We start from the raw sequence: 23961 nt of genomic DNA, 5'->3' as shown, positions 1-23961 counted from the left end.
AGTTGCGAACCGTTGGATCAGCCCCGAGTTTTTTCGGGGCTTTTCCTCTTTTTAAAACTACAGCTCGACCCGGTGATAAGTGCCGTCAGCCCCCACATTGTGGCCAAAACCGCATGACTCACCGGCCGTGCGATTGACCGTGAGCACATCCTTCTTAAGATCGAAGTCGTACTCACAATCGCCTTCGTCTTCCCCACTCATGGCGTAGTGCGCCTTGCCGTTATCAAAGGCTAATACCGTGGAGAACTCACCGAGATTGGGACCGTAATACATCGCCATCATCCCTGCGTAAAAACCCTGGAAATCAACTTGGTATTTCTTGCCTTGTGGCTTGATCGTCATCGAGCTCCACAACGCAGCCCCGGCGTATTGCCAATACTGCCCTGTTGGCTTGCTCGACTGTTTCTCAAGGGCGTTTTTGATATCGCCACTGATCTTGCCCAGGTTGTAGATCGACTTTTTATCGTTGGGCAGAATACTCAGCCACGCCCGGGCCTTCAGGTAATCGCCTTCATGGATGTAGGTGAGCGCAACGTTGTTATAGGCCATCGCGACTTTATCTTCGTCCAGCTGACAACTCTCGGACCAGCCGGCCTGCTGCTCATATTGCGCCCGGGCCTTGGCGTATTGCTTGAGCTTGTAATACTTGCCGCCTTCGGCGGAATACTCGCTGATCTTGAGGCAATTGGCGGTCGCCTCGTCCTCGGTAATGTCTGCATGAGCAAAAAACGGTGCAGCCAGAAGCAGGATGATCGCTTTCATCTTTATCACGCGACGCACCGAAGGATAGAAGCGCTTAATGTCCATATTGTTTTTCCCTGTTTGAAAGTCGACATGACCAGCGGCGCGAAGGGTAGCGTGGCCAGGGCACCGAGACAATCGGGGGCACCCGTACATCCTCTGCGCAGATAAACTTCCCGCCAAATCGCGCGTCTACTCCCGCATAATCCCCGCACTTCCAATGACTGCCATCACCACGGCGCACCCACTACAAGGACGCAACATGCAAATCAGCCAAGGACAACGCTTACCCTTGTCCAGCCTTATGCAGGGCTCGCAACTTATCCTCTCGATCAACGTTCAGTCGCCCCATGTGCTGGACTTCGTGTGCTTCGGCATCGATGCGCAGGGCAAACTTTCCGATGATCGCTACATGGTGTTTTTCAACCAGCCGACGACACCGTGCAACAGCGTGAGCATGGCCAACGGCGGTGACTTCACCCTCGACCTGTCGAAACTGCCCACCAGCATCGATCGCCTGGTGTTCACCACTTCGATCGACGGTGCCGGCGCGATGCGCGACATCCAGGCCAGCAGCTTCAGTATCAAGAGCCTGTCCGGCGAAGTCTTGGCGCAATGCCCGTTCTCGGGCGCGACCTTCGCCGACGAGAAAGCCATCATGGTCGTCGAGCTCTATCGCAAGTCGGGCGAATGGCGCCTGTCTTCCAACCTGCAAGGGTTCAACGCCGGCCTGGATGCGCTGGTGAAACATTTCGGTGGGGATGTCGCTGACGAACCGGCGCCCGCACCAGCGCCGATACCGGCTCCCGCATCAAAAGTCATCTCCCTTGAGAAAAAGATCGGCGACGCCGCTCCGCACCTGATCAGCCTGGCGAAGAAAGCCCAGATCAGCCTTGAGAAAGCCAAACTCACCGACGTCAAAGCGCGGGTCGGCCTGGTGCTGGATGCGTCCGGGTCCATGAACAACCAATACCAGACCGGCCGCGTTCAGGAAGTGGTCAACCGACTGCTGCCGCTGGCGCTGCACTTCGACGACGACGGCACCCTCGACTGTTGGGCGTTTGGCGCCGAGACACAGCAGTTGTCCGCCGTGTCACTGGCCAATCACAAAGACTTCATCAAAACCGACCGCGGCGGCTGGCAGGATTGGGCGTTGGGCGCTCGCTACAACGACGAGCCCAAAGCCATCAAGAAGGTGATCGACTTCTACAAGAACTCCCGGGACACCACGCCGATCTACATCCTGTTCATCAGTGATGGCGGCGTGTCGGCCAGTGGCGCGATCAAGAAGCTGATGATCGAAGCAGCCAAGCTGCCGATCTTCTGGCAATTCGTCGGCATCGGCGGCCACAACTACGGCATCCTGGAAAAACTCGACACCATGACCGGCCGGGTCGTCGACAACTGCGGCTTCTTCGCCCTGGATGACCTGCACGACATCAGCGAAGAGCAGCTGTACGACAAGCTGATGGAAGAATTCCCGCAGTGGCTGAAGGAAGCGAAGGCTAAAGGCATTATCTTTTAATCGTCGGGTCATGAATTGACACGCAAGAAAAAGCCCCGCGAAAGCGGGGCTTTTTTTTAACCCAAAAGGGTTAGCCGATGCTGACGCCATGGGCTTCAGCCAGAGGCTTCAGGCCGCCGGCGAAACCTTGGCCGATCGCCTTGAACTTGAACTCTTCACCGCTGCGATACAGCTCGCCAAAGATCATGGCGGTTTCGGTGGAAGCGTCTTCGCTCAGGTCGAAACGTGCCAGTTCTTTACCGTCAGCCTTGTTCACAACGCGGATGTAGCCGTTGGAAACCTGACCGAAGTTCTGTTTGCGCGCATCGGAGTCGTGGATGGTGACCGCGAATACCAGCTTCTTCACCAGCGGAGCCAGGGAGGTCAGTTTGACTGTCACTTGCTCGTCGTCGCCTTCGCCAGCACCGGAGCGGTTGTCGCCCATGTGTTCGACGGAGCCGTCAGTCGACTTCTTGTTGTTGTAGAAAATGAAGCTGTTGTCGTCGAGCACTTTGCCGTTTTCGCCTACGACGAAAATCGACGCATCGAGGTCGAACTCGGTGCCGTCAGTAACACGAGGATCCCAGCCCAGGCCCACGAGCACTTCGGTCAGGCCCGGAGCTTCTTTGGACAGGGATACGTTGCCGCCTTTGGAAAGACTTACAGCCATGGTTAGTTTCCTTATTCAGTAGACCGAGGGGTTTAGAAGTTCATACCGTACGAATTGGCCAGCGCTTTCAAGCCACCGGCATAGCCCGAACCAACGGCACGGAATTTCCACTCGCCGTTGTTGCGATACAGCTCGGCGAAGATCATCGCGGTTTCGGTGGAAGCGTCTTCTGCGAGGTCGTAACGAACAATCTCGGCACCGGAGATTTCGTTGACCACACGAATGAACGAGCCGCCGACCTGACCGAAGTTTTGCTTGCGTGCATCAGCGTCGTGGATGGTGACGGTGAATGCGATCTTGTCGATATCGGCCGGAACGCGGCTCAAGTCGATTTTCAGTACTTCGTCGTCGCCATCGCCAGCACCGGTGCGGTTGTCACCGGTGTGCTCGATGGAGCCGTCAGCGCTTTTGAGCTGGTTGTAGAAAATGAAGTCGGCGTCACCACGCACTTTGCCGTTGGCACCCAGCAGGAACGCGCTGGCGTCCAGGTCAAACTCCGTGCCGTCAGTTGCGCGAGGATCCCAACCCAGACCGACCAGAATCTTGGTCAGCGAAGGATCGGTCTTCGATAGGGACAGGTTGCCGCCTTTTTGAAGAGTCAATGCCATGAGTACAGCTCCTTGTGGTTAATGCGTTTTGAATTACTGATTGTCAGCCGGGGCAACTTCCTTTTCGGGGAAGATCACGCTGGCGAAAATACCGATGGCCAGCACTACGACAACGATGATCAGGCTGGTGTTCGGATCGATGTTGTAGCCGTGATGGAACAGGTGGTCAGTCGCATTCAGGCCCAGCTTTACCGCGATGAAGAAAAGCAGCGCAATAACGGCTTTTTCCAGGTGCACCAGGTAGCGTTTCAGCGCTTCCAGCACAAAGTACATGGTCCGCAGGCCGAGGATGGCGAAAAGCATGGCCGAGAACACGATCAGTGGTTCGCGGCTGACGGCGATGACGGCCGGGACGGAGTCGAAGGCAAACAACACGTCCGACACTTCCATGACCACCAGGCACAGGAACAGCGGCGTGGCGAACAGACCGCCCTTGGCCGCCAGCGACATGCCTTTGTTTTCCGGCTTGCTCAGCTCGCCTTCCAGCGTCTTGCGACGGACAAAGAAGTCGTGACCATGCAGTTTCGGCCACACCGGGAACAGCTTCTTGGCGAAGCGGTACGCCATGTGCGTGGAGTAATCTTCTTCCTCTTCGTCGTCACCGCCGCCGCGCAGCATCATGACTGCTGTCCAGGCCACGATCAGGGCAAACACCACTTCGACCCAAGGACCCAGCGCCAGCAGGCCGGTACCGATGGCCACGAAGATCAGGCGGAAAACGATCGCGCCGATGATGCCCCAGTACAGAACGCGATGGCGCAGGCCATTCGGCACTTTGAACCAGGCGAAGATCGCCATGAACACGAACAGGTTGTCCACGCTCAGGACTTTTTCCAGCGCATAGCCGGTGATGAACAGGGTGGCGACATCCGGACCATGTTCGTAGTACAGGAACCCTGCGAAGCCGAACGAGATGAGAATCCAGAACACCGACCAGGCCGACGCTTTGGCGAGGCTGATCGGCTGGTCACCGCGATGGGTGAACATGTCGAGGATCATCGCGCCGAGCGCCAGCGCCACGAATACAGCGATGGTCAGCGGGGGGAAACCCAGGTGAGTAACTTCCACAGTTGTTGTTCCTTACAGTTCAAAGTCAGCCGGGGGTAAGCCCAGCTCGAGGCAGATCAGGCGGCAAACGGCTTTTTCTTTTTCGTCGAAATTACCGTCCGACGCGCCGATGGCGCAGGCAACACGGACCAGCAGGCGACCTGCGCCGTCCTTACCCTTGATCTTGCTGATGTTTTTCAGGGCTTCGGCCTGACCGATCTGGAAGTCGAATTCGAACTTGCCGCACGCGTCGTTGAAGACCTTGATGACGTCGCTCAGGTTGAACACTTTCAGCTCGGGCGAGTTGTTGATGAACCCGGTCATTTTCATTTTTTCAGCCGAGCTGACTTCACCGTCGGCCGCAGCGACCATGGCGCAGCTGTTGGCAACCGCTTCCATGAACTCTTTGTTCTTGAACTTGGCCACTTCGGTGGTCAGCTTCTCGCGGGCGAGTGCCGCGTTTGTTTTCAACCATGACAACATGTTGTTCACCTCTAGGGCGGACCGGACCGGCCCGCCGTTTTTCAAATAATTACTTGGAACCTGCCGACCAGCGCATGCCCCAACCGTAAGCCTTGTCCATGACCGAATGACCTTTGTGGAAATCGACCCGTCGGCTGACCTTGACGCCGCCGCCCTCGTTCTCCAGCAGGGCGATTGCACACATGCCAAGGCGACCGCCCTCTTCATTCAGGCGAACTTCGATCGGTGGCTGACCCGGGACATAAATGGTCACGACGCCATCGGTCTCACGCCAGTTCGGCGCGCCTTCGTAGATGAAGGCGAACACCAGCACCCGGCGGATATCACCCCAATGCCGGCCGTTGATGTGCAGCCATTCGCCATCGCTGACGGCGCCGGTACGGTCATCGCCCATCAACCGGATGTAAGGGTCGTAGTCGAGATCGCCGAAGCTGTTGCCCAGTGCCTGGACCACCCCTTTGGAGCCATCCTGCAACTCGTAAAGGCAACCCACATCGAGGTCGATGGCGTTGTTGCGCGAGAAGAAACCGCCGCCCTTGCCTTTGTTCCAGTTGAGGTTGACCTTGATCTCGCCAAAGCCTTCGGCGGTTTTTTCCAGGCTGATCGAGGAGCGGGTCTTGTCGAGGGTGATTTTGCTCAGGCTCACCGAAGACTTCGGCGGCGCTGCCGGCACTGGCGCGGCAGGTGCCGCTACAGGTGCAGGAGCGGCCACCGGAGCCGGGGCAGGCGCGGCAATTTCGACACCGAAGTACTTGGCCAAAGGCTCAAGGCCACCGGCAAAACCCTGGGCGACGCAACGGAATTTCCACTCGCCCTGGCGGCGATAAAACTCGCCGAGGATCAGTGCGGTTTCTTTCATTCCGCTGGTCGGTATCTGCGCCTCGATACCGCCAGTGACGGTCAGCGCGAGATGGGATACCCGGTCGAAGCTGGCTTTGTTCTCGTAGATCGTCGCCGTCAGCGCCACCTTCTCGACCACCGCGTCCAGGCGCGACAAATCAAGGGTGAAGACCGCACGACCGGCGGACGACTCGGTCATCTGCACCGTTCCGCCCAGCACATTGGTCTGGCCGTAGAAGCACATATCAGTGTCGCCGCGGACTTTGCCCGCGGCATTCAGGACGAATGCAGACACGTCGATATCAGCACCCGGGATGGCCGAGTAGCTGATATCGATCCGCACCTGGCCGGTGGTTACCGGCGCGTTCTCGCCAGGAACCAGGGTGGTCATGCACGCACCGCCTGAACCGCCAGGTTGACCAGGTCGTCAGCGGTGCGGCCGTTGGTCACCTGACCGATGGCCTTGAAATCCCAACCGCCGTTCTCACGCACCAGGCTGGCCATGACCACGCCGGTGTGACGGCCCTTCTCGGACAGATTGAAGCGTGCCAGTTCGGTCTTGTTGCTCGCGTTGAGGATGCGGCAATACGCGTTGGCAATCTTCTCGAAGTTCTGGCCTGTGAAGCTGTTCACGGTGAACACCAGTGACTTGACGGTGGCCGGCAGGCGCTGCAGATCAACGGTGATGGTTTCGTCGTCGCCGGCGCCTTCACCGGTGCGGTTGTCGCCCGAGTGCTGGATCGAACCGTCGCGGGACGTCAATTGACGGAACCACACCAGGTCCACTGGCTTGAAGTCGGCATCGAACAGAATGCAGGAGGCATCCAGGTCGACGTCACCACCGTTACCCATCAACCGCCCCATGAACCCGGCTTTCTCCGGATCCCAGCCGAGGCCGAGCGTGATCGCCGTGAGGCCACCGCCGGCGGTTTTTTCCAGGGAGATTGATTGGTTTTTAGTCAGAGTTAGGGCCATCGGTACGCTCCTTGTTGGTCGTCAATTGCGAGGGTGTCTCTTTGCTGTCCTCAACCGGACGAGTTGCCATCGGCGCAACGCCAGCTTCTCGGGCCAGGGTCTTGGATACCCGCAGACGCCCACGGCGCCATGCAGGGTGGAAATGTCGCCAGTGCGCATCTTGCGCAGCAGCCAGAAGTTCGTGGTCACCGCGAGTGTCGCCCCAGGCGCGCAGGCGGTATTGCGTCAGGTCGCCGTACACCGCTTCAAGTCGCTGCACCTTCGCTTCACAGCGGCAGTTGTTGCCCGATATGCGCCCGGTCAGGCGCCCATCGACGACTTCCAGTTCGGTGGCGATCAATTTGATATTGAGGCGATCGGCAAACGGCTTCAGGACCAATGCCGGCGAGGCGGAACACAAGGTGACTTCACTGCCGGCCTGTCTTTCGGCAGCCACCGAGGTCAAACCGGCAGGACGCATCAGACGGGTCCAGTACAGGCCGCAGAATTCCGCGGCCTTGTGCCGGACCCACTCTTCCTTGGCATCGGTGAGGAACGCGGCGATCAGCCGGGCCTTGAGCTCGTCACGCGACAAGCGACGCGTCAGGTAACGCACTCCCGGTCCGGCGAGCAGGCGCAAGCGTTTGGCAAATTCGATTTTGCCAAACGCAAATTTCAGAAAGGGAACGAAGCTGTCGTGCCGGGTCAAGGTGCCGTCGAAGTCAAAGACCGACAGAACCTTGGCCCCGGCCGGGCCCATCTCAAGCATTTCCTGGGTCATCGGCCGGCCTCGGCAAGACGGATCGACTGATCGCTATGGCTCGGCTCCGCATGCCTGACACCATGCCACTTGGCACGCTCAAGGATATTTATGGCCCATTTTAAGTGAGTTGCTGGTTCGCACATCGTGTCATTGTGATTGAAGACCGCGGGCGCGACTTCATTCAGCATCAATTTGGCACAATTTAGATCTTCGAGACTGACCCGCAGTCTGTCCTGAATGCTGCTGATCTGGCTTGGATGAATCGCCGTTTTGCCCACCAGGCCATGGGCAATGTCCAGGCTCAGTTCTTCCAGCAGTAAATGCGGGGTGGCCAGACGCTCGAACACCGGGGCGGTCAAGGCGAAACCTTGCGATCCCATGACCCCGGCCAGCATCGGAATCACGTAACCCATGGGCGTGCTGTAAAGCGTGGTCGCGGGATTGCGCCGCAGGCCCAGGCAGCCCAGCAAATCATTGCCGCCGATGCGCAGGGCAATGATGCGGTGATCCAGGGTCTGCTTGAGCGCCGTGCCCAGCTCGATCATCGCCACCGGGTTGAAGACCTCACGGGTCTCCAGGGTCGGCATCAGGAAGATGTCGGGGTTGGTCACCGCCAATTCCCACGCGCGCAGATTGGCCAGGCTCAACTTGGGCAGGACAAAACCGTCCACATGCACCATCAACGGCCAGTCGTTGAGCACGGCCGCCATCTGCGAATCACGCGGTCGCACGAACAACATGGGGCCGTCTACCGAGCGGCCACCCTGTTGGTCAATCGAGAGCAGCAGCTTGTGCAGATTGGCCAGCGCCGTTTCGACGTCGATGTCCGCGACCGCATCTTCCAGGCACACCACCATCGACCGCAGCTCGGGCAGTTTTTTGTGCAGGACCACATCGAGGATGTCCTCGCGGGTGGCCGGCATGTAGAGGGTTGCACCGAGGGCATAGGGCGATAGTGTTTTCATCAGCTCAAACTCCGGATGACGGTCACGGCACGATAAGGACCGAGGGCAGCCCCCATCTCCTCAACCGTCACGTTCGCGCGCTCGGTCAGGTGCATCAGCAATTGCACGTCCGGATCGCTGCGATCGCGCACCAGCACCTGATCCGGCACCCGGCGCAGGACGGCACGCGTGGCCTCGGCAATGCCGGGTTTGACCCGATTCAGATTGGTAATACCCCATTGCGCGGCAATCGCGTCGATGACACTCAGTGCCGAAGCCTGCAGCTCGTTGCGCTGCGCTTCAGTCCAGGGTGCGGCGGATTCGACCGCAGGCAGCGCCTGACGCTCGGCTTCGATCTGGTCGATGAATTCGCGCGTAACGTCGTGTTCATGCAAGTGGTCGTAGACCACGCAACCATGCAGGCCACCGTTGGCCGGCCAGATGGAGCGCGAGACCAGGCCGGACACCGTGGCCCCGAGGATGCCGGACGGAATCACCCAGTCTTCGGCCGAAGCCGCCAGCCAGGCGCGCCCGCAAGGGTCGGCCAGGACCACAAGGCGTGGCTGCTCGGGAAAACGCGTGTCGCCCTTGAGGCTGCGCTGGATCTCCCCGGAAATGGCGCCCTTGCCGGTCCAGCCATCGACAAAGACGATGTTCTCAGCGCCGTGAGCCTGAACCACCGCTTCCAGGGCAATCATGTCGATGCCCCGGTCACGCACGATGCTGATGCCGTAATGGTGGGCGTCGCGCCCCAGGTCCAACAGCGCGCGGCGCAGCAACACACCCAAAGGCAGCCCCGCGCGCACGAACGACACCAGCGCGATCGAAGGGCCGTCACAAGCCCGGTCCAAGGCCAGTGCCAAGGACTGGACATCGCGGGCCATCCTGACCGAGTTTTGCGCCATGGCACGCTGGTACAGCCCTTTGTGGACTTCGGTCGGGGCCGATTCCTGACTGATCATCTCGGAGTAATGCTTCTGCCGCGTCTGGATCAGGCGCTCTTTCTCTTCAACGTCCGTCACTTCGATGTCGACGGGTTGCAGCAGAAAGTGCACGTCATCGGACGCGTAACTGCCACTGCCAACCGTGGTCAGATGGGCAAAGGCATTAACCATGGATCATCGCCTCCACTACTTTGGCCAATTGGCTATTGGCAGGGGTCGCCCAGAAGTTGCATTCGTTCATGAAGCCCAGGTCGGTGACGCTGTCACCAAACCCCAGCACCGGGCGCTCGCCATTGGCAGCGCGGTCGCGGCGCAGCAGTTCTTGAACCGCCAGGCGCTTGGACAAGCCGTGCGGCAGGAACGCGAGGTTGTTGCCGTTGCCGTGGATATGCATGTCGTCCAGCAGGCCTCGGGCCTGAACCTCGGCCAAAACCTTTTGCAGCACCGAATCGTCCGACTCGTTGTGCTTGGTCACCACGTAATTCAACAGGCCTTGCTCTTCCACCACCCATCCGCGCAGGGAAAAACCCATTTCCTCGCCGATGGCCAGGGTCGCCGCACTCAGGGCCGGAAGACGATCCTGATACGCCGCCAGCGTGTCGGTCATCTGCCCATGCCAATCACGATCCAGCGAGCCATCGGGCTGCAGGATCACGCCACCGTGGGAACACACGGCGCCTGCAACAAAAGGCAATTGCACGCGGCTGTACGCTTCGACGCTGCGCGCCGTGACCGGCACGACATCGGCCGATGCCAGCAACCACTCGACAAAGTTTTTCTGCACGGCGCTCATGTAGCCGTTGGGCTGGCCGTCGACATCCAGCGTCGCGGTATGGCGTTCCGCGCCCTGTGGCATCTTGCGAGCGGTCTGGAACAAGGTGTCATCAAGATCGATGAGTATCAGGGGACGCTTATTGCTCATCGACAATGACCTCCGCGTTCAGCGCATCAATCAGCGATTGGGGAACCGCTTGCGCAGGCGTTTCGGTACAGATCAACACACGGTCGAACTGCCCCGGACGCACGTTATAGAGAAAGTTCGGAATGCCCAGGCCGTAGTTATCGGAGAACGACAAGGCGTGGCCGATCTCATGGCCCAAGGCAATCGGCGAGCGGCTGGTGGAGCTGAAATGCACATCAGCCCCGGCTCGTTCAAGACGCTCGGCCAACAGAAACGGACGCCAGACGAACTCGCTGGTGCCGACGACCATCACGCGCTCGCCCGGCTTGACCTGAATATGCGGGGCCAATGTGTCCTCGACATGACGCACGCCCAAGCGTCCCCAATCGTTACGCGGGTCGAGCGGCCATTCGCCTACGGCAACGGCGCCAACATCGGGCATTTCCGGCAGCGGTGCATCTTTATCCTCAGAGAAGCGATAAGCGCCCTGCAACAGCGAAACCTGGGTCGCCGTCTCGCCCAACACGTTGCGCACCGCGCCACGGGACCAATCGGTGAGCACGCAGGTCACGACCTGCTCCACTTTGCTCAGGCCGGCATCCACGAGGGCGCGATGCAGATTGATGAAGGTCTTGCCGGTGGAGGCTTCATCGTCGACCAACACCAGGGAACGCGCGTTGAGCATCATTTCCCGCACATCGAGATCGGTGGGCTGGTGAATCAGGTGCGCGCTGGCGTGGCTGTGTTCTTCTTCAAAACGGGTGAACAGCTCGGTGCCGACCGGATGGCGCGTGCTGACCATGTAAACGGTGTCCGGGCGGGTCTTGCTGTAGGCGCGGTGTACACCGGCGCCCAGGCCGACGGCCGTCTCGGCCATGCCGATCACCAGGACCGGGCCGGGCAAGTCAGCGGGAATCTTGGCTGCCAGGCTTTCGTAACTGGCCTGCATGATCGAGGGGCGCACCGGAATATGGCGGCCCAGGACGCGGGACACAAACAGGAACGCCCGTTTAGGATTACGGCGTTCGGCGAACCCGAATAACGAATGGGGTTCGATGGAGGATTCATCGACATCGACTTCCATCAGCCCGCGCTTCAATTGAGCGCTGAGTGTGGTGGTCGTGGATTTTTCTACTGCGAATTCCATGTGCAACATTCCTAAAAGAGGCGAATTAGTGAACTGACAACCCTTCACTATTTTTAAAGCAGGGTGCCTCTAAGGATTTCGGGCTTCGATCCGCCAGAGTGACGACTGGGCTTCACGAGCCATTTCGGCGGTCGAAAAAACCCGACCGGTTGGAGATTTGGGTGGCGAGACATGACAGGCATCCAGAAAAGCCAGTAACAACCCGGCCTTGACCGCGAAGTTCATGTTTTGCGCATCCGGCAGCGACGACGTCACCATCCCGATGACCGCCCCGCTGCTATCGAATAACGGGCTACCGCTGGACCCCGGCTGAATGGCCGCCGTGAACTGCAGCAGGCTTGCATCATTGTGCAACCCGAACAGACCGGACACGCCGCCCTGCGTTACATGCACGCCGCCGCCCGCCAGGCCTGCCATCGGGAAGCCCAGGGCAATCACCGACTCACCCAGCGCACAACCGACCCCTTCCTTGAAGACCACGGGCGACAGCGGCGGGCAATCCTGAATGCGCAGCAACGCCATGTCATTGCGCTGATCAACCACCACCACTTCGGCGCGGTAACGACCGGCAAACGAGGCAATGTGCAGTTCCTCCATCCCCTCGATCACGTGGGCGCAGGTCATGACCTGGTTGGGCGATACGACGAACCCGGTGCCTGTAGCCGAGGTACGACTCCTCGCGGAATCCCCTGAATACGGACGGCGATTGGGGTGCGCATCATCAATCGTGATGCCCATTCGCCGGCCCATCGCGGCCAGGCCATACGCCGAACCTTCGGCCAGTGCGCGGAATTTCCATTGATCGTTGCGGCTGTAGAACTCGCCGATGACGATCGCAGATTCACCGTTGCTTTTCAGGTCCAGGGACAGTTCGACCTGGTTGTCGACTTGCAGCCGCAGGTCCTTGAGTTCGCTGAGAGGGCCAGCGGCGGAAAAGGTATAAACGACCAGCAGCAGCCGTTCGCTGCCGCCGGGAAGACGGGACAAGTCCAGGGAACAACCAATGGACGACGGCGTACCGCTCCATTCCATCCACTGTTGAGTGACTTGAAACAGAGCCGGGTCACCTGTCGGAAGACGCTTCTCAGTGACGGGCAGCAGCGCTACGGCTGCGTATTCCCCAAAGGCGGTAGAGTGGCTGCACTCTAGCGTCCATGCACATTTGACGCCTGAAATAGCGGCGTTGGCTCCAGGCGTAAGCGCCTTCATCCTGTCGTTCCTTGATCGGTAGCTGGCAATTATGCCAAGACAGCAACAATCATTCACTGTCTATGTGGCGTTGTAATATCAGGAAGGCGCTATAACGGCAACTGTGATTGGCTTCACCCGGACGTTGTCCACCCACTGGCCCGCGGGTTCTGGCAGACCCAGCCGACGAACGGCGAAGATTCCAGCCAGGTTTACCCCGGTTGCCCTCGTGTAGCCAATGCCGCCGGAGTAACGCGGGTTGATTTCCAGCAGATGGGGAACGCCATTGTGGTCATCCCGGGTCTGGACATTGACCAGCCCATCGCACTTGAAGTGCGCCGCGGCCTTGAGCGCCAGTTCAACGGCGGCGGACTCGCGCTCGAAGGTCTGGTGAACACCCTGCTTTCTTCTGCCGACGAACGCAACCGGCTTGCCTGCTTCGCACACCATGTCGACGGAACACTCGCTACCCGGCAAATACGGCATGACCAGCATCGGCTTCCGCTCGGGACTGGCCTTATAGAGGCTGAGGTAGGTGTCGAAGTCGACTTCCCGCACATCCGGGTTTTCCAGGCAGCGGAACGGCTCGACATCGTCCTTGAACCGCCAGAAACCTTGCCCGTAAATACCGACGACCGGTTTGATGCACACCTCGCCTTGCGCGGACAGCAACTCATAAGCCGCGGCCAGTTCCTGGGCATTGTTGATCGTCACGGCGGGAATGCACGCCAGCCCGGCGCGCTCGGCTTCTGCGGTGAAGCGGCTTTTATCGTCGACGTTATCGAAGGTGTCCATGGACATCCCGCCCGTCACCAACTGCAAACCGGCGGCTTCGAAGCGATCTCGCGCCACTTCATAGAAGCTGCCGATACGCCCGGCAAGGATCACTTTGATGCCGTGCTCAAGCGCTGTGGCGATCACCCAGTCGATGCGCTCCTCGTTGTCCAGGGGCTCTTGAAAGCTGACATCTGCCTGACTCGTGATTTCAGGTCGATCCTTACGATGGGAAGCAAAAATCCTGACGTTCGCCGGCAGTGCCTCGCGCGCGCCTATAAGAATGTCGCGCTGGCTGGATTGACCTTCGAGAAACCAGATCACGTTTACGCTCCTGAATGAATATCGACCGGGATCGCTACTCGCATTGAGTAACGAAGTCCTACGGCAACTGAATTTCCCGCCACGATAACGGACCTGAAGCAAAAGGCTACTTAATTCCCTACAGGCGCTTCTCACCGTACGCCCGGGCAGTGGCGCAATCCCCTGTTTTTGATATCGTGCCGCCCATCGTCAGTGCTCTGCGAAAGTGGAGCGCGATTTTTTTGTTACTGCGCGTAAGGAAGGGAGTGAATGGAGTTTCTACGCTTTGTGATATTTTGCAGCGGCCTGGGGGTTCATGTGGCGCTGGGTGGTGCTCAATCGCGGCAGCTGGGGCCTGCTTTTCGGCAACATGGCCGGGGCGGTGTCCGGTTTTATCGTCGGGCTGGTCATACTGTCTATCACGCTGTCCCTGGTGCCGATGCATTAAGTGTCGTCCCCACCAGCCAAGCCATAGATAGCCAGGCATGACTTCACGCGGCTGGATGCACCGGCAATACCACCGTCGCCTCCAACCCGCCTTTCGCCCGATTACGCAGGCTCAATTCTCCCCCATGCTCCAACACAATCGCCCGCGCGGCCGATAACCCCAGACCCACGCCCCCGGTACTTTTGTTGCGCGAACCTTCCATGCGGAAGAACGGTACAAATACCTGTTCAAGACTGGACTCGGGAATCCCCGGCCCACGATCCAGTATGTTGATTCGCACCTGATCCGCACTCGGGATCAACTCGATCGTCGGCTCATTGCCGTACTTGATCGCGTTATCCAGCAGATTGGTGATGACGCGCTTGAGCCCCAGCGGTCGGCCGAAATACACCAGCCGCAGCGGCCCGCAGAAGGCGATGTCGATACGCTGATCCCGGTAATCATCCAACAGCGTTTGCAGCAGTTCCGCCAGATCAAATTGGGTCGCCGGCTCAAGCCGCGCGTCGTCGCGGAAAAACTCCAGCGCCGAATTGATCATGGCCTGCATTTCATCCACATCGCGAAACAGCCGCTGCTGTTGTCCGGTGTCTTCGATGAATTCGCCCCGCAAGCGCATCCGCGTCAGGGGCGCGCGCAGGTCGTGGGAGATGGCGGCGAGCATTTGCGTGCGGTCGCGGATGAAGTGTTGCAACTGGGCCTGCATGGCGTTGAACGCGAGAATGGCCTGGCGGATTTCGTGGGGCCCCAGCGGCTCGATGGGCGGAGCGCGGAAGTCCGTGCCGAAGCGTCGGGCGCCTTCGGCGAAGCGCTGCAACGGGGTGGCGAGGCGGCGGGTGGCGATCAGTGCGACCAGGGCGGTGGAGACCAGCACCAGCAGGATCACGATCAGGTAGCGTGGCGCCTCGTCGAGGCCCCAACTGCGCGAGGGCGCCGAGAACATCAGCCACGAGGCGTCCGGCAGTTCGACCACCAGCGCGTAATGCGCGTCCGCCGGGTGCTCCGTCCAGTCGGACGGCTCATAGGCTTCGATTCGCCGGTCGGCGGATTTAAACAGCGGCTGCAGGATCGCCATGCTTTCGTGGGAAATGGGGTCATCCACTGTCGGCAGATTCAGTTCGCGTTGATCCAGGTGCCAACTGACGGTGAAGCCTTTGTCGCTGACGGCGTGGGCCAATTGGCTGCGCATTGGTGCCGGGGCGGCTTCGATGACGCGGGTGATGGCGGCGATTTTTTCCAGCAATCCGGTTTCGGTCAGCGGCGGCCGCGCCCACACCCCGGCCAGTTGGATAAACAGCCCGTTGAGCGCCAGGGAAATCAGCATCGCCAGGATGATCGTCAACGCAATCCAGCGCGCCACCGTGTCTTGCGGCCAGTTTCGTTTGAGCCCGCTCATCGCCGCGTCACGCTGGGGGTGAACAGATAACCGCCATTGCGCACGGTGCGAATCATCGCCGGGCGCTTGGTGTCGGACTCGAGTTTGCGCCGCAGGCGGCTGACCTGGACGTCGATGCTGCGATCAAACGCTTCATGACTATGCCCCCGCGCCAGGTCCAGCAGTTGCTCGCGGGTGAGGATGCGTTGCGGGTGTTCGACGAACACCAGCAGCAAGTCAAACTCACCGGCCGACAACGGGATCATCACGTTGTCCGGCGAACGCAGCTCCCGGCGCGTGACGTCGAGGTGCCAGTCGGCGAAGTCGATCAACGGCCGTGGGCGCTCCTGCAACACCGGACGCCGCTCATCCACGCGACGCAGCACGGCGCGCACCCTGGCCAGCAGCTCGCGGGCGTCGAACGGTTTGGTCAGGTAATCATCGGCGCCCAATTCCAGCCCGACCACCCGGTCGCTGAGCTCGCCCATGGCGGTCAACATGATGATCGGCAGGGCGTGGCGAATCCGCAGTTGCTGGCACAGGATCAGCCCGCTGTCGCCGGGCAGCATCACGTCGAGGATGATCAGGTCCGGCACCTGGCGCTCGATGGCCGCCCACAGCGACGCGCCATCGGTGGCGACCTCGACGCTGTAGCCGTGCTGCACAAAGAATTTTTTCAGCAGATCGAGGACCTCAAGGTCGTCGTCCACGATTAAAAGGCTGTTCACCGAAGGTCACTTAAGGGCCGAATGGAACCGCCATCTAAAACCATTCACGCCAGCCCGTCATATATTTCAATCATGCAATAAAGCGTCATCGGCGCAATAAACCGGACATCTTTGCGCAAGGCTTGGGGTTCAGCATCTCGGCCAATTCCTCCCGAGACTAGCGTCCATGTTGCCTTTCAAATGTGCTCCCTGGCTGGCCCGCAACACTTCGATTGCCATGCTGGCCGCCGGGTTGGCGGGTTGTAGCAGTCAACCGCCGTCCGACACCCGCGTGACCTGCGCCGAAATTGGCTACTCCGTGTACGACCCGGCGGAACCGCTCAATCGCGGGGTCTTTGCGTTCAACCGGGTGCTCGACGACTACGCCATGGCCCCGGTTGCACGCGGCTACCGCTACCTGCCGGACTTTTTCCAGACGGGTGTGCATAACTTCGTGGCGAACTTCGGCGAGCCCAAGGTCTTTATCAACGACTTGTTGCAAGGCAACCCGATGCGCTCGGTCAACACCCTGGGGCGTTTTGCGCTTAACACCACGGTCGGGGTGGTGGGGTTGATCGACGTTTCCGGCAAGGTCGGCATCCCGCGCCACAACGCGGACTTCGGCCAGACCTTCGGCGTGTGGGGCATCGGCAACGGGCCGATCGTCGAACTGCCGTTGTTCGGCACTTCCAACAGCCGCGACGCCGCCGGGCGTGTACTGAGTTTTGTGGTCGATCCGTTCGGCAACAACAGCGATACCGTGGACACACTTTCCACGATCAACACGGTTGGCGGCATCGTCGATGGCCGGGCCGAAGCCTTGCCACTCACCGATAGCCTGAAAAGACTGCCGGACTATTACAGCGCGCTGCGCAATGTCGTGGCCGAGCATCGTGCGACCTTCGTGGCCGATGGCAAACAGGGCTCACCGCAAGCCACCCAATCTCAATGCACAGGAGCGCCGGCCGATGGGTTCTGAAAACCGGAGTTTGATATTGCAACAGCGTGTGACACAGAACGACTCGGCCCATTTGCATTGCCGGGAGATTACCCTGCGTTTGTCGGAGGATTGTCGCGAGTTGGTGCTGAGTCGCTACACCGAACACTATGGGCCGGCGCTGGTGCGGTGGATGGAGAGGAGCCATACGGTGTCGGTGAGTGATTTGTTTCGATGGTTGGTGGCCAATGGTGAGACGGGGGTCATGAGGTCAGGCGGCTAGTTGCAATGCATTGACATCCACTGCGCTATTATTCGGCGCTTCTTCGTAGCCTGAACCCGGATGTCCATGCCTTTGCCTCTGCCCGACAATCATCAATCCCTGCCCCCTGTGCTGGTCGGGCCGTTGTTACGGCGGCTGGAGCCCACGCGGCTGGTGTTGTGGCTCGTGGGTTCTCGGGCGCTGTCACTGACGTTGCGTCTGCAAGGGGTCGGCGATATCCGTCTTGACGCCGGGCGATGCACGATTATCCCGGTCGGCACCCATGCCTTTATTCACTTGATCGATGTGCCGCTGGACACCGCCCTGCCCTGCGACACGTTGATCGAGTACGACCTGCTGATTGACGACGCCGGCATCGCCGACTGGGCCCCGCACTTGCTGTACGGCGACGCCCGTTGCCCGAATTTCGTCCTGCGTTCGCGGATCGATCAACTGCTGCACGGCTCCTGCCGTAAACCCCATCACCCGGCGGCGGACGGCTTGCTGTGTGTGGATCGTCTGTTGGCGACCGACCATGAAGCAACGGAGCGCCCGGCCCTGTTGATGATGAGCGGCGACCAGGTCTACGCCGACGACGTCGCAGGGCCGATGCTGCGGGCGATCCATGCCTTGATCCAGCGCCTGGGCTTGTTCGACGAGCACCTCGAAGGCGCCGTGGTCAGCGACAGCGCCACACTCTACGAACACGCGGCCAGCTACTACCATCGTGCGGATTTGTTACCGGCGCTTGAGAGTAACGAAACCCTGCGCGAGCGATTTTTCGGCGGCGCACGTAAGCCGATTTTCACCAGCAGCAGTGCCGACAATCACCTGGTGACGTTTGCCGAAGTCATGGCCATGTACCTGTTGGTCTGGGCGCCAACCGCCTGGACACTGATCGACCCGAAACCGCCGACGCTGACGCAGGAAAGACGCGAACGCTATGCCCTTGAGCAGACCCGCATCGATGCTTTCAAGGCCGGCCTCGGTGGCGTTGGCCGGGCGATGGCGCATCTGCCGTGCCTGATGATTTTCGATGACCACGACGTGACCGATGACTGGAATCTGTCCGCACAATGGGAAGAAACCGCCTACGGCCATCCGTTCTCCAAGCGCATCATCGGCAACGCGTTGCTCGCTTATATGCTGTGTCAGGGGTGGGGCAATAACCCGGATGCGTTCGCCGAAGTGCTGGAGAAAACCCGCGCGTTAAGCGCTACCGAACGCTATCTCGACAGCACCGTTCAAGACAACCTGATCGACGACTTGCTGGGCTTCCAGAACTGGCACTACGTGTTGCCGACCACCCCGGCCCTGGTGGTGCTCGACACCCGCACCCGACGCTGGCGCAGCGAGATGACCCTCAAGCAACCCTCGGGCCTGCTGGACTGGGAAGCCCTCAGCGAGTTGCAACAGGAACTGCTGGATCACCCGTCGGCGATCATCGTTTCCCCGGCGCCGATCTTTGGCGTCAAGCTGATCGAGACGGTGCAGCGGGTCTTCAGTTGGTGCGGTTATCCCCTGCTGGTGGACGCCGAAAACTGGATGGCTCATCGCGGCGCTGCCCAGGTGATCCTGAACATTTTCCGACACTCGCGTACACCGGGTAACTACGTGGTGCTGTCGGGTGATGTGCATTATTCCTTTGTCTACGAAGTCTTGATCCGACATCGCAAGGCCGGTCCACGGATCTGGCAGATCACCAGCAGCGGCATCAAGAACGAATTCCCGCCGGCCCTGCTCGAATGGTTTGATCGCCTCAATCGCTGGCTCTACTCGCCCCGTTCGCCGCTGAACTGGTTTACCAAACGCCGGCTGATGCGCATCGTTCCGCACACCCCCGAACACGCCGAAGCGGGTGAGCGCTTGTGGAACTCGGCAGGCATCGGGCAGGTGCTGTTTAATGAAAAGGGTCAGCCGCGGGAGATCTATCAGCACAATGCCGATGGCTCGCCGCGCACTCGAATGGTTGCGCCCGAGTAGCAGTCCTTATGAACGCGAACACCTTGAACCTCAGCCGTACGTTGATCATCGGCAACTCCGGCGCTGGCAAGAGTTGGCTGGCCCAGCGCCTGGCCAAACGGCAGCAGGTGCCGTGGATCGATCTTGACCGGGTTCACTGGATTTCCGATGAACACAGCATCGCTCGGCCTCGAAATGAAGCCCTTGAAATAGCACGGGTAGCTGCCAGTGAAGAACGGTGGGTGATCGAAGGCGTCTACGGCTGGATCGTCAGTGAACTCCTGCCCCGGGCGACAGCGCTGATCTGGTTGAGCCTGGACGATGACGATTGCGTCGCCCAGATTCATCAACGAGAAGCGCAGCGTGACGCGAGCGATGAGCTGCTAATCGCGCTGCTGGAATGGGCCGGCAGCTATCGCAGCCGTGAAGGGTCCAGCGGATTCAAGGTTCATCAGCGTCTGTTTCAAGGCTTCAGCGGTTCGAAACGGCAACTGACGAACCGGGCTGAAATCACAACGTTCATCAACGCGCTACCACCCCGCTAACCAAGGATGCGTCATGTTTGCACGGAGCAACTTAGTCCCCGAATTGATGGTCACCCACCTCCCGAGTAGCCTGCACTTCTGGACGTCGCTGATCGGTTTCAACATCGCCTATGAACGCCCCGGCTTTGCTTACCTCGATCAACAGGGCATCCAGTTCATGCTTGAGCAATACGACCCGGACGAAGGCCAATGGCTGACCGGCCCGTTGGAAACACCCCTGGGTCGCGGCATCAACTTTCAGATCACCGTCGATTCAGTTGAACCCCTCCTCCAGCGACTGGCCGAAGTTCAATGGCCGCTGTTTCGTCCCTGCGCCGATGTCTGGTATCGCGCGGATGCAGTGGAAGTCGGCCAGCGTGAGTTTCTGGTGCAGGATCCGGACGGTTACTTGCTCCGGTTGGTGGAAAGTCTGGGGGAGCGGCCGTGTTTGAACACATAGACCTGCATTATCTGCTCGGCACTTATGGCTATTGGGCGGTGTTCTTCGGCTGTTTGCTGGAGGGCGAAACCATCCTGATCCTCGGCGGCATGGCCGCTCACCAACACCTGCTGCACCTGTGGCCGGTGATTGGCTGGGCCAGCCTGGGCGGGATGTTGGGGGATCAGTTGCTGTTCTGGATTGGACGCTATTTCGGCGCACGCCTGCTGCCGCGCCTGCACCGGCAACAAGCGGCGATCGATCGCGTAACGGGGCTGATCGGGCGTTATCCATCGACCTCGGTGTTTGCCGTACGTTTTCTGTATGGCATGCGCCTGGTGGGGCCGATGGTCATCGGCGCCAGCGGTTTATCGCCGTTGCGGTTCGCATTGTTGAATGCCTTGGGCGCGGTGGTCTGGGCCACGGTGTTTGCCAGCGCCGGGTATTGGGCGGGCGAAGCGCTGGAAACGATGCTGGGGAATTTGAAACCGTATCGTTTGCCGATTGCGTTGGCGGTTGTGGGGTTGGCGGTGGTGGTTGGGTTGGTTCGGTATTGGCGGGCGAAGCATAAAGCGCGGCATGTTGAGTGAGTTATTTCGGGGTGACGCTCGGGCTGATCACATACTTATCGGAATGGGATTACAGGGGTTGCGGAAACGTCTTGAAGAAGCTTAGGCGATACTCAATGCAGATGCGGATACATCGTCTGCGTAACGACCACTCGGAGGTATCGCCTTGCCATCCTGTACTCATTTCTGTACGTTCTTTGCATTGAGCGAGGACTACATCATGCAAACCATCAACTACACCACCGCGCGTGCACATCTGGCTGAAACCATGGATCGGGTCAATGAAGACCGTGCCCCCCTCCTGGTAACTCGTCAGAAAGGCGAACCCGTGGTGATGATGTCTCTGGCGGAGTACAACGCTCTAGAGGAGACCGCGTACTTGCTACGTTCCCCGGCCAATGCTGAACGTTTGATCAAATCGATCGGCAACCTGCGAGCAGGGAAAGCCAAAGCCAGGCAACTCATTGAAGAATGAATATCGAGTTCACTACTGAAGGTTGGAACGACTACCTGTGGTTCCAGCAAAACGATAAGGCCGGGCTCAAACGGATCAACCTGTTGATCAAGGCAATTCAGCGCGAACCTTTTAGCGGCCCCGGCAAGCCTGAACCGCTGAAACACAATCTGAGCGGTTTCTGGTCTCGCCGGATTACAACGGAGCATCGCTTGGTCTACGCGATCGAAGAGGGTGCGATACAGATCGTGATGTGCAGATATCACTACTAAGTATTCTCAGGCTGCGTTCAGCACCCGGCATATCCCTCTGACAATCATCTCCACTTCCCGCTCATCAATCGTCAGCGGTGGCAGTAACCGAATGGTTTTGCCACGGGTCACGTTGATCAGCAGGCCGTGATCGCGTGCGGTGATCAGGGTGAGGTCGCGGATCGGTTGTTTGAGTTCGATGCCGATCATCAAGCCCTGGCCGCGGATTGCCAGGACGTTCGGATTGTCGGCCAGTTCGATGCACAACCGGGCGAGCAGGCGTTCGCCTTGTAGCTTGGCGTTTTCCCGCAGGCCTTGTTCTTCGATGATCTCCAGAACGGTGCAACCGACCCGGCACGCCAGTGGGTTACCACCGAAGGTGCTGCCGTGGCTGCCGGGAGTGAACAGCCCGGCGGCTCGGCCCCGGGCCAGGCAGGCGCCGATGGGCACGCCGTTACCCAGGCCTTTGGCCAGGGTCATGACGTCCGGGACGATGCCTTCGTGCTGGAACGCGAACCAATGGCCGGTGCGGCCGATGCCGGTCTGGATTTCGTCGAGCATCAGCAACCACGAGCGTAGATTGCACAGCTCGCGCACAGCCTTGAGGTAACCGGGCGGCGCCAGTTGCACACCGCTTTCGCCCTGGATCGGCTCCATCAGGATCGCCACGATTCTTGGGCCGTGGGCTTGCTGCACCTTGTCCAGAGCCTCGAGGTCGCCGAAGGGCACTTTGATGAAATCCCCCGGTAATTCACTGAAACCCAGGCGTACCGCCGGGCCGTCACTGGCGGACAAAGTGCCGAGGGTGCGCCCGTGAAAAGCGTTCTCCATGACCACCACCAAGGGTTGTTCGATGCCTTTGTGCCAGCCGTAAAGCCGTGCGAGTTTCAGTGCCGTCTCGTTGGCCTCGGCGCCGGAGTTATTGAAAAACGCCCGGTCCATGCCCGACAGCCGCGTCAGTTTCTGCGCCAGCTGTTGTTGCCAGTCGATGCTGTACAGGTTCGACGTATGCAGCAACAACCCGGCCTGCTCGCTGATGGCCGAGACGATTTCCGGATGAGAGTGGCCGACATTGGTCACCGCCACGCCCGCCACGGCATCCAGGTACTCGCGCCCCGCCTGATCCCACAGTCGCGTCCCCAGGCCTTTGGTAAAACTCAGGGCCAAAGGTTGGTAGGTGGTCATCAGGCAGGCGGCGGTCATGACATCAAGCTCCATCAAAGGTCGGTGTTTTTGCAGTATGGTTAGCCACCTGAGCTGGATAAACGCTGCAATACTTCAATCATTTAGAAGTCGGGCTTGATAATGGACCTGTTCCAGGCAATGACCGTTTACGTCCGCGTGGTGGAAACTGGCAGCATGACCGCCGCCGCCTTCCAGTGCGGAATGTCCACCACCATGGTCGGCAATCATCTGCGCGCTCTGGAGCAACGTCTCGGCGTGCGCTTGCTCAACCGTACGACCCGGCGCCAGCGCCTGACGGAATTTGGCACCGCGTATTACCAGCGCTGCCTCGAAGTGCTGGGGTTGGTGGCCGACTCCGAACGCCTGGCCGAACAGGCCCTCGATGAACCGAGCGGCACCTTGCGCATCACCGCGCCACTGACGTTTGGCACCGAACGGCTGGCGCCGGCGCTCAGCGAATTTTCCTTGCGTTGTCCGCAGGTCAAACTGGACGTGGTGCTCACCAACGGCCGTCCGGATTTGCTGGAGAACGGTTTTGATGCGGCTATCCGCCTGGGCGCAATCGAACCGTCCAACATGATTGCCCGCCCACTCATCGATTACACCCTGACCATGTGCGCCTCGAAGGCGTACCTGGCGCGCCGGGGCACCCCGCAGAAGCCCGAAGACCTGCAACATCACGACTGCCTGGCCTTCGCCTACCCGGCCGGAGACGACTGGCACTCGGTGGAAAAACAATGGCGCCTGACCGGCCCCGAGGGTGAAGTCCTGGTTTCAGTCAGTGGACCGATGCTGATCAACAGCTCAGCCGGTCTGCATCAAGCGGCGCGCACCGGCATGGGCATCGTGATGGTCCCCGACGCGTTGGTGGAGCAAGACTTGAAGGACGGAACAATGGTGGCCTTGCTGCCGGACTACCAACTGCCGAGCCGGCCCATGCATTTGGTCTACACCCAGGATCGCTACCGTTTGCCGAAACTGCGCAGCTTCGTCGACTTCGCCGTACAGAAGTGGGGCAAGCACTAGCGGCGCCGCGGTGC

Annotated in this window: 28 protein-coding genes; 11 read left to right on the top strand and 17 right to left on the bottom strand. The window is 59.8% G+C overall.

Annotation, left to right across the window (positions count from 1 at the left end; translation table 11 throughout):
• Positions 1-57 precede the first annotated feature (57 nt).
• Positions 58-807 (bottom strand): tetratricopeptide repeat protein, encoded by a 750-nt coding sequence (locus HKK52_RS26480; RefSeq protein ID WP_169373207.1) that lies wholly within the window; start codon positions 805-807, stop codon positions 58-60.
• 196 nt (positions 808-1003) lie between these two features.
• On the opposite strand from HKK52_RS26480, the gene HKK52_RS26475 reads away from it, so the two are divergent.
• A complete protein-coding gene (locus HKK52_RS26475; protein WP_169373206.1) occupies positions 1004-2266 on the top strand; it encodes a VWA domain-containing protein in 1263 nt (420 codons plus the stop codon).
• A 70-nt stretch (positions 2267-2336) separates the two neighbouring features.
• On the opposite strand, the gene HKK52_RS26470 is transcribed toward HKK52_RS26475, so the two are convergent.
• The 13 genes from HKK52_RS26470 to HKK52_RS26410 all read right to left on the bottom strand — a co-directional run bounded on the left by HKK52_RS26470 (position 2337) and on the right by HKK52_RS26410 (position 13832).
• Positions 2337-2915 carry a TerD family protein gene (locus HKK52_RS26470; protein ID WP_169373205.1) on the bottom strand — a complete coding sequence of 193 codons (579 nt, stop codon included), beginning with the start codon at positions 2913-2915 and terminating at the stop codon, positions 2337-2339.
• Between the two features lie 32 nt (positions 2916-2947).
• The gene (locus HKK52_RS26465; protein ID WP_133840491.1) at positions 2948-3523 is read right to left on the bottom strand and encodes a TerD family protein; all 576 of its coding nucleotides are present in this window, start codon (positions 3521-3523) and stop codon (positions 2948-2950) included.
• Between the two features lie 33 nt (positions 3524-3556).
• Entirely contained in the window at positions 3557-4591 is a 1035-nt protein-coding gene (locus HKK52_RS26460) for a TerC/Alx family metal homeostasis membrane protein (RefSeq protein WP_169373204.1), read from the bottom strand.
• 12 nt (positions 4592-4603) lie between these two features.
• The gene (locus HKK52_RS26455; RefSeq protein ID WP_169373203.1) at positions 4604-5053 is read right to left on the bottom strand and encodes a tellurite resistance TerB family protein; all 450 of its coding nucleotides are present in this window, start codon (positions 5051-5053) and stop codon (positions 4604-4606) included.
• A 49-nt stretch (positions 5054-5102) separates the two neighbouring features.
• Complete coding sequence (locus HKK52_RS26450) at positions 5103-6284, bottom strand: TerD family protein (RefSeq protein ID WP_169373202.1); 1182 nt, start codon at positions 6282-6284, stop codon at positions 5103-5105.
• On the bottom strand, positions 6281-6868 hold the full coding sequence (locus HKK52_RS26445) for a TerD family protein (protein WP_169373201.1): 588 nt from the start codon (positions 6866-6868) through the stop codon (positions 6281-6283). The genes HKK52_RS26450 and HKK52_RS26445 overlap by 4 nt, the downstream gene beginning before the upstream one ends.
• Complete coding sequence (locus tag HKK52_RS26440; RefSeq protein ID WP_169373200.1) at positions 6849-7628, bottom strand: HAD-IB family hydrolase; 780 nt, start codon at positions 7626-7628, stop codon at positions 6849-6851. The genes HKK52_RS26445 and HKK52_RS26440 overlap by 20 nt, the downstream gene beginning before the upstream one ends.
• The gene (locus tag HKK52_RS26435; protein ID WP_169373199.1) at positions 7625-8575 is read right to left on the bottom strand and encodes an HpcH/HpaI aldolase/citrate lyase family protein; all 951 of its coding nucleotides are present in this window, start codon (positions 8573-8575) and stop codon (positions 7625-7627) included. The genes HKK52_RS26440 and HKK52_RS26435 overlap by 4 nt, the downstream gene beginning before the upstream one ends.
• The gene (locus HKK52_RS26430) at positions 8575-9669 is read right to left on the bottom strand and encodes a cysteine protease StiP domain-containing protein (protein ID WP_169373198.1); all 1095 of its coding nucleotides are present in this window, start codon (positions 9667-9669) and stop codon (positions 8575-8577) included. The genes HKK52_RS26435 and HKK52_RS26430 overlap by 1 nt, the downstream gene beginning before the upstream one ends.
• Complete coding sequence (locus HKK52_RS26425; RefSeq protein ID WP_169373197.1) at positions 9662-10420, bottom strand: trehalose phosphatase; 759 nt, start codon at positions 10418-10420, stop codon at positions 9662-9664. The genes HKK52_RS26430 and HKK52_RS26425 overlap by 8 nt, the downstream gene beginning before the upstream one ends.
• Entirely contained in the window at positions 10410-11546 is a 1137-nt protein-coding gene (locus HKK52_RS26420; protein ID WP_169373196.1) for a phosphoribosyltransferase domain-containing protein, read from the bottom strand. The genes HKK52_RS26425 and HKK52_RS26420 overlap by 11 nt, the downstream gene beginning before the upstream one ends.
• Before the next feature lie 69 nt (positions 11547-11615).
• On the bottom strand, positions 11616-12755 hold the full coding sequence (locus HKK52_RS26415) for a trypsin-like peptidase domain-containing protein (RefSeq protein ID WP_169373195.1): 1140 nt from the start codon (positions 12753-12755) through the stop codon (positions 11616-11618).
• Between the two features lie 78 nt (positions 12756-12833).
• Entirely contained in the window at positions 12834-13832 is a 999-nt protein-coding gene (locus HKK52_RS26410; RefSeq protein ID WP_169373194.1) for an ATP-grasp domain-containing protein, read from the bottom strand.
• 295 nt (positions 13833-14127) lie between these two features.
• Here HKK52_RS26410 and HKK52_RS32815 point away from each other — a divergent pair, with 295 nt between their 5' ends.
• Positions 14128-14259, top strand: coding sequence for a hypothetical protein (locus tag HKK52_RS32815; protein WP_272900291.1), 132 nt, complete (start codon positions 14128-14130; stop codon positions 14257-14259).
• A 43-nt stretch (positions 14260-14302) separates the two neighbouring features.
• On the opposite strand, the gene HKK52_RS26405 is transcribed toward HKK52_RS32815, so the two are convergent.
• A complete protein-coding gene (locus HKK52_RS26405) occupies positions 14303-15652 on the bottom strand; it encodes a sensor histidine kinase (protein ID WP_169373193.1) in 1350 nt (449 codons plus the stop codon).
• Positions 15649-16359, bottom strand: a complete 711-nt coding sequence (locus HKK52_RS26400; RefSeq protein ID WP_169373192.1) for a response regulator — start codon at positions 16357-16359, stop codon at positions 15649-15651. The genes HKK52_RS26405 and HKK52_RS26400 overlap by 4 nt, the downstream gene beginning before the upstream one ends.
• A 166-nt stretch (positions 16360-16525) precedes the next feature.
• Here HKK52_RS26400 and HKK52_RS26395 point away from each other — a divergent pair, with 166 nt between their 5' ends.
• The 8 genes from HKK52_RS26395 (at position 16526) to HKK52_RS26365 (ending at position 21757) form a co-directional block, all read left to right on the top strand.
• Positions 16526-17317 (top strand): MlaA family lipoprotein, encoded by a 792-nt coding sequence (locus tag HKK52_RS26395; RefSeq protein ID WP_169373191.1) that lies wholly within the window; start codon positions 16526-16528, stop codon positions 17315-17317.
• A complete protein-coding gene (locus HKK52_RS32690) occupies positions 17307-17558 on the top strand; it encodes a hypothetical protein (RefSeq protein WP_237150609.1) in 252 nt (83 codons plus the stop codon). The genes HKK52_RS26395 and HKK52_RS32690 overlap by 11 nt, the downstream gene beginning before the upstream one ends.
• A 60-nt stretch (positions 17559-17618) precedes the next feature.
• Positions 17619-19520, top strand: a complete 1902-nt coding sequence (locus tag HKK52_RS26390; RefSeq protein WP_169373190.1) for an alkaline phosphatase D family protein — start codon at positions 17619-17621, stop codon at positions 19518-19520.
• Between the two features lie 8 nt (positions 19521-19528).
• A complete protein-coding gene (locus tag HKK52_RS26385; protein ID WP_169373189.1) occupies positions 19529-20044 on the top strand; it encodes an adenylate kinase in 516 nt (171 codons plus the stop codon).
• 13 nt (positions 20045-20057) lie between these two features.
• Positions 20058-20483 carry a bleomycin resistance protein gene (locus HKK52_RS26380; protein ID WP_169373188.1) on the top strand — a complete coding sequence of 142 codons (426 nt, stop codon included), beginning with the start codon at positions 20058-20060 and terminating at the stop codon, positions 20481-20483.
• Positions 20468-21052: a DedA family protein gene (locus HKK52_RS26375; protein ID WP_169373187.1), complete on the top strand. Its 585-nt coding sequence runs from the start codon at positions 20468-20470 to the stop codon at positions 21050-21052. Before HKK52_RS26380 ends, HKK52_RS26375 begins: the two co-directional genes overlap by 16 nt.
• Positions 21053-21251: 199 nt before the next feature.
• The gene (locus HKK52_RS26370) at positions 21252-21506 is read left to right on the top strand and encodes a type II toxin-antitoxin system prevent-host-death family antitoxin (RefSeq protein ID WP_123410196.1); all 255 of its coding nucleotides are present in this window, start codon (positions 21252-21254) and stop codon (positions 21504-21506) included.
• Positions 21503-21757 (top strand): Txe/YoeB family addiction module toxin, encoded by a 255-nt coding sequence (locus HKK52_RS26365; protein ID WP_123410195.1) that lies wholly within the window; start codon positions 21503-21505, stop codon positions 21755-21757. The genes HKK52_RS26370 and HKK52_RS26365 overlap by 4 nt, the downstream gene beginning before the upstream one ends.
• 6 nt (positions 21758-21763) lie before the next feature.
• On the opposite strand, the gene HKK52_RS26360 is transcribed toward HKK52_RS26365, so the two are convergent.
• Positions 21764-22939 (bottom strand): aspartate aminotransferase family protein, encoded by a 1176-nt coding sequence (locus tag HKK52_RS26360; protein ID WP_169373186.1) that lies wholly within the window; start codon positions 22937-22939, stop codon positions 21764-21766.
• Positions 22940-23041: 102 nt separating this feature from the next.
• Here HKK52_RS26360 and HKK52_RS26355 point away from each other — a divergent pair, with 102 nt between their 5' ends.
• A complete protein-coding gene (locus tag HKK52_RS26355; protein ID WP_169373185.1) occupies positions 23042-23947 on the top strand; it encodes a LysR family transcriptional regulator in 906 nt (301 codons plus the stop codon).
• Positions 23948-23961: the final 14 nt, after the last annotated feature.

Source organism: Pseudomonas sp. ADAK2 (assembly GCF_012935755.1).
Classification (GTDB): domain Bacteria; phylum Pseudomonadota; class Gammaproteobacteria; order Pseudomonadales; family Pseudomonadaceae; genus Aquipseudomonas.
Note: the sequence above shows the minus strand (reverse complement) of the source record. Positions and strands in the feature narration are given on the sequence as shown.

What these genes read in the sequence shown, in the direction of transcription:
- HKK52_RS26480 (WP_169373207.1), bottom strand. Translation starts at nt 807, where the DNA reads ATGGACATTAAGCGCTTCTATCCTTCGGTGCGTCGCGTGATAAAGATG.
- HKK52_RS26475 (WP_169373206.1), top strand. Translation starts at nt 1,004, where the DNA reads ATGCAAATCAGCCAAGGACAACGCTTACCCTTGTCCAGCCTTATGCAG.
- HKK52_RS26470 (WP_169373205.1), bottom strand. Translation starts at nt 2,915, where the DNA reads ATGGCTGTAAGTCTTTCCAAAGGCGGCAACGTATCCCTGTCCAAAGAA.
- HKK52_RS26465 (WP_133840491.1), bottom strand. Translation starts at nt 3,523, where the DNA reads ATGGCATTGACTCTTCAAAAAGGCGGCAACCTGTCCCTATCGAAGACC.
- HKK52_RS26455 (WP_169373203.1), bottom strand. Translation starts at nt 5,053, where the DNA reads ATGTTGTCATGGTTGAAAACAAACGCGGCACTCGCCCGCGAGAAGCTG.
- HKK52_RS26450 (WP_169373202.1), bottom strand. Translation starts at nt 6,284, where the DNA reads ATGACCACCCTGGTTCCTGGCGAGAACGCGCCGGTAACCACCGGCCAG.
- HKK52_RS26445 (WP_169373201.1), bottom strand. Translation starts at nt 6,868, where the DNA reads ATGGCCCTAACTCTGACTAAAAACCAATCAATCTCCCTGGAAAAAACC.
- HKK52_RS26440 (WP_169373200.1), bottom strand. Translation starts at nt 7,628, where the DNA reads ATGACCCAGGAAATGCTTGAGATGGGCCCGGCCGGGGCCAAGGTTCTG.
- HKK52_RS26435 (WP_169373199.1), bottom strand. Translation starts at nt 8,575, where the DNA reads ATGAAAACACTATCGCCCTATGCCCTCGGTGCAACCCTCTACATGCCG.
- HKK52_RS26430 (WP_169373198.1), bottom strand. Translation starts at nt 9,669, where the DNA reads ATGGTTAATGCCTTTGCCCATCTGACCACGGTTGGCAGTGGCAGTTAC.
- HKK52_RS26425 (WP_169373197.1), bottom strand. Translation starts at nt 10,420, where the DNA reads ATGAGCAATAAGCGTCCCCTGATACTCATCGATCTTGATGACACCTTG.
- HKK52_RS26420 (WP_169373196.1), bottom strand. Translation starts at nt 11,546, where the DNA reads ATGGAATTCGCAGTAGAAAAATCCACGACCACCACACTCAGCGCTCAA.
- HKK52_RS26415 (WP_169373195.1), bottom strand. Translation starts at nt 12,755, where the DNA reads ATGAAGGCGCTTACGCCTGGAGCCAACGCCGCTATTTCAGGCGTCAAA.
- HKK52_RS32815 (WP_272900291.1), top strand. Translation starts at nt 14,128, where the DNA reads ATGTGGCGCTGGGTGGTGCTCAATCGCGGCAGCTGGGGCCTGCTTTTC.
- HKK52_RS26405 (WP_169373193.1), bottom strand. Translation starts at nt 15,652, where the DNA reads ATGAGCGGGCTCAAACGAAACTGGCCGCAAGACACGGTGGCGCGCTGG.
- HKK52_RS26395 (WP_169373191.1), top strand. Translation starts at nt 16,526, where the DNA reads ATGTTGCCTTTCAAATGTGCTCCCTGGCTGGCCCGCAACACTTCGATT.
- HKK52_RS32690 (WP_237150609.1), top strand. Translation starts at nt 17,307, where the DNA reads ATGGGTTCTGAAAACCGGAGTTTGATATTGCAACAGCGTGTGACACAG.
- HKK52_RS26390 (WP_169373190.1), top strand. Translation starts at nt 17,619, where the DNA reads ATGTCCATGCCTTTGCCTCTGCCCGACAATCATCAATCCCTGCCCCCT.
- HKK52_RS26385 (WP_169373189.1), top strand. Translation starts at nt 19,529, where the DNA reads ATGAACGCGAACACCTTGAACCTCAGCCGTACGTTGATCATCGGCAAC.
- HKK52_RS26380 (WP_169373188.1), top strand. Translation starts at nt 20,058, where the DNA reads ATGTTTGCACGGAGCAACTTAGTCCCCGAATTGATGGTCACCCACCTC.
- HKK52_RS26370 (WP_123410196.1), top strand. Translation starts at nt 21,252, where the DNA reads ATGCAAACCATCAACTACACCACCGCGCGTGCACATCTGGCTGAAACC.
- HKK52_RS26365 (WP_123410195.1), top strand. Translation starts at nt 21,503, where the DNA reads ATGAATATCGAGTTCACTACTGAAGGTTGGAACGACTACCTGTGGTTC.
- HKK52_RS26360 (WP_169373186.1), bottom strand. Translation starts at nt 22,939, where the DNA reads ATGACCGCCGCCTGCCTGATGACCACCTACCAACCTTTGGCCCTGAGT.
- HKK52_RS26355 (WP_169373185.1), top strand. Translation starts at nt 23,042, where the DNA reads ATGGACCTGTTCCAGGCAATGACCGTTTACGTCCGCGTGGTGGAAACT.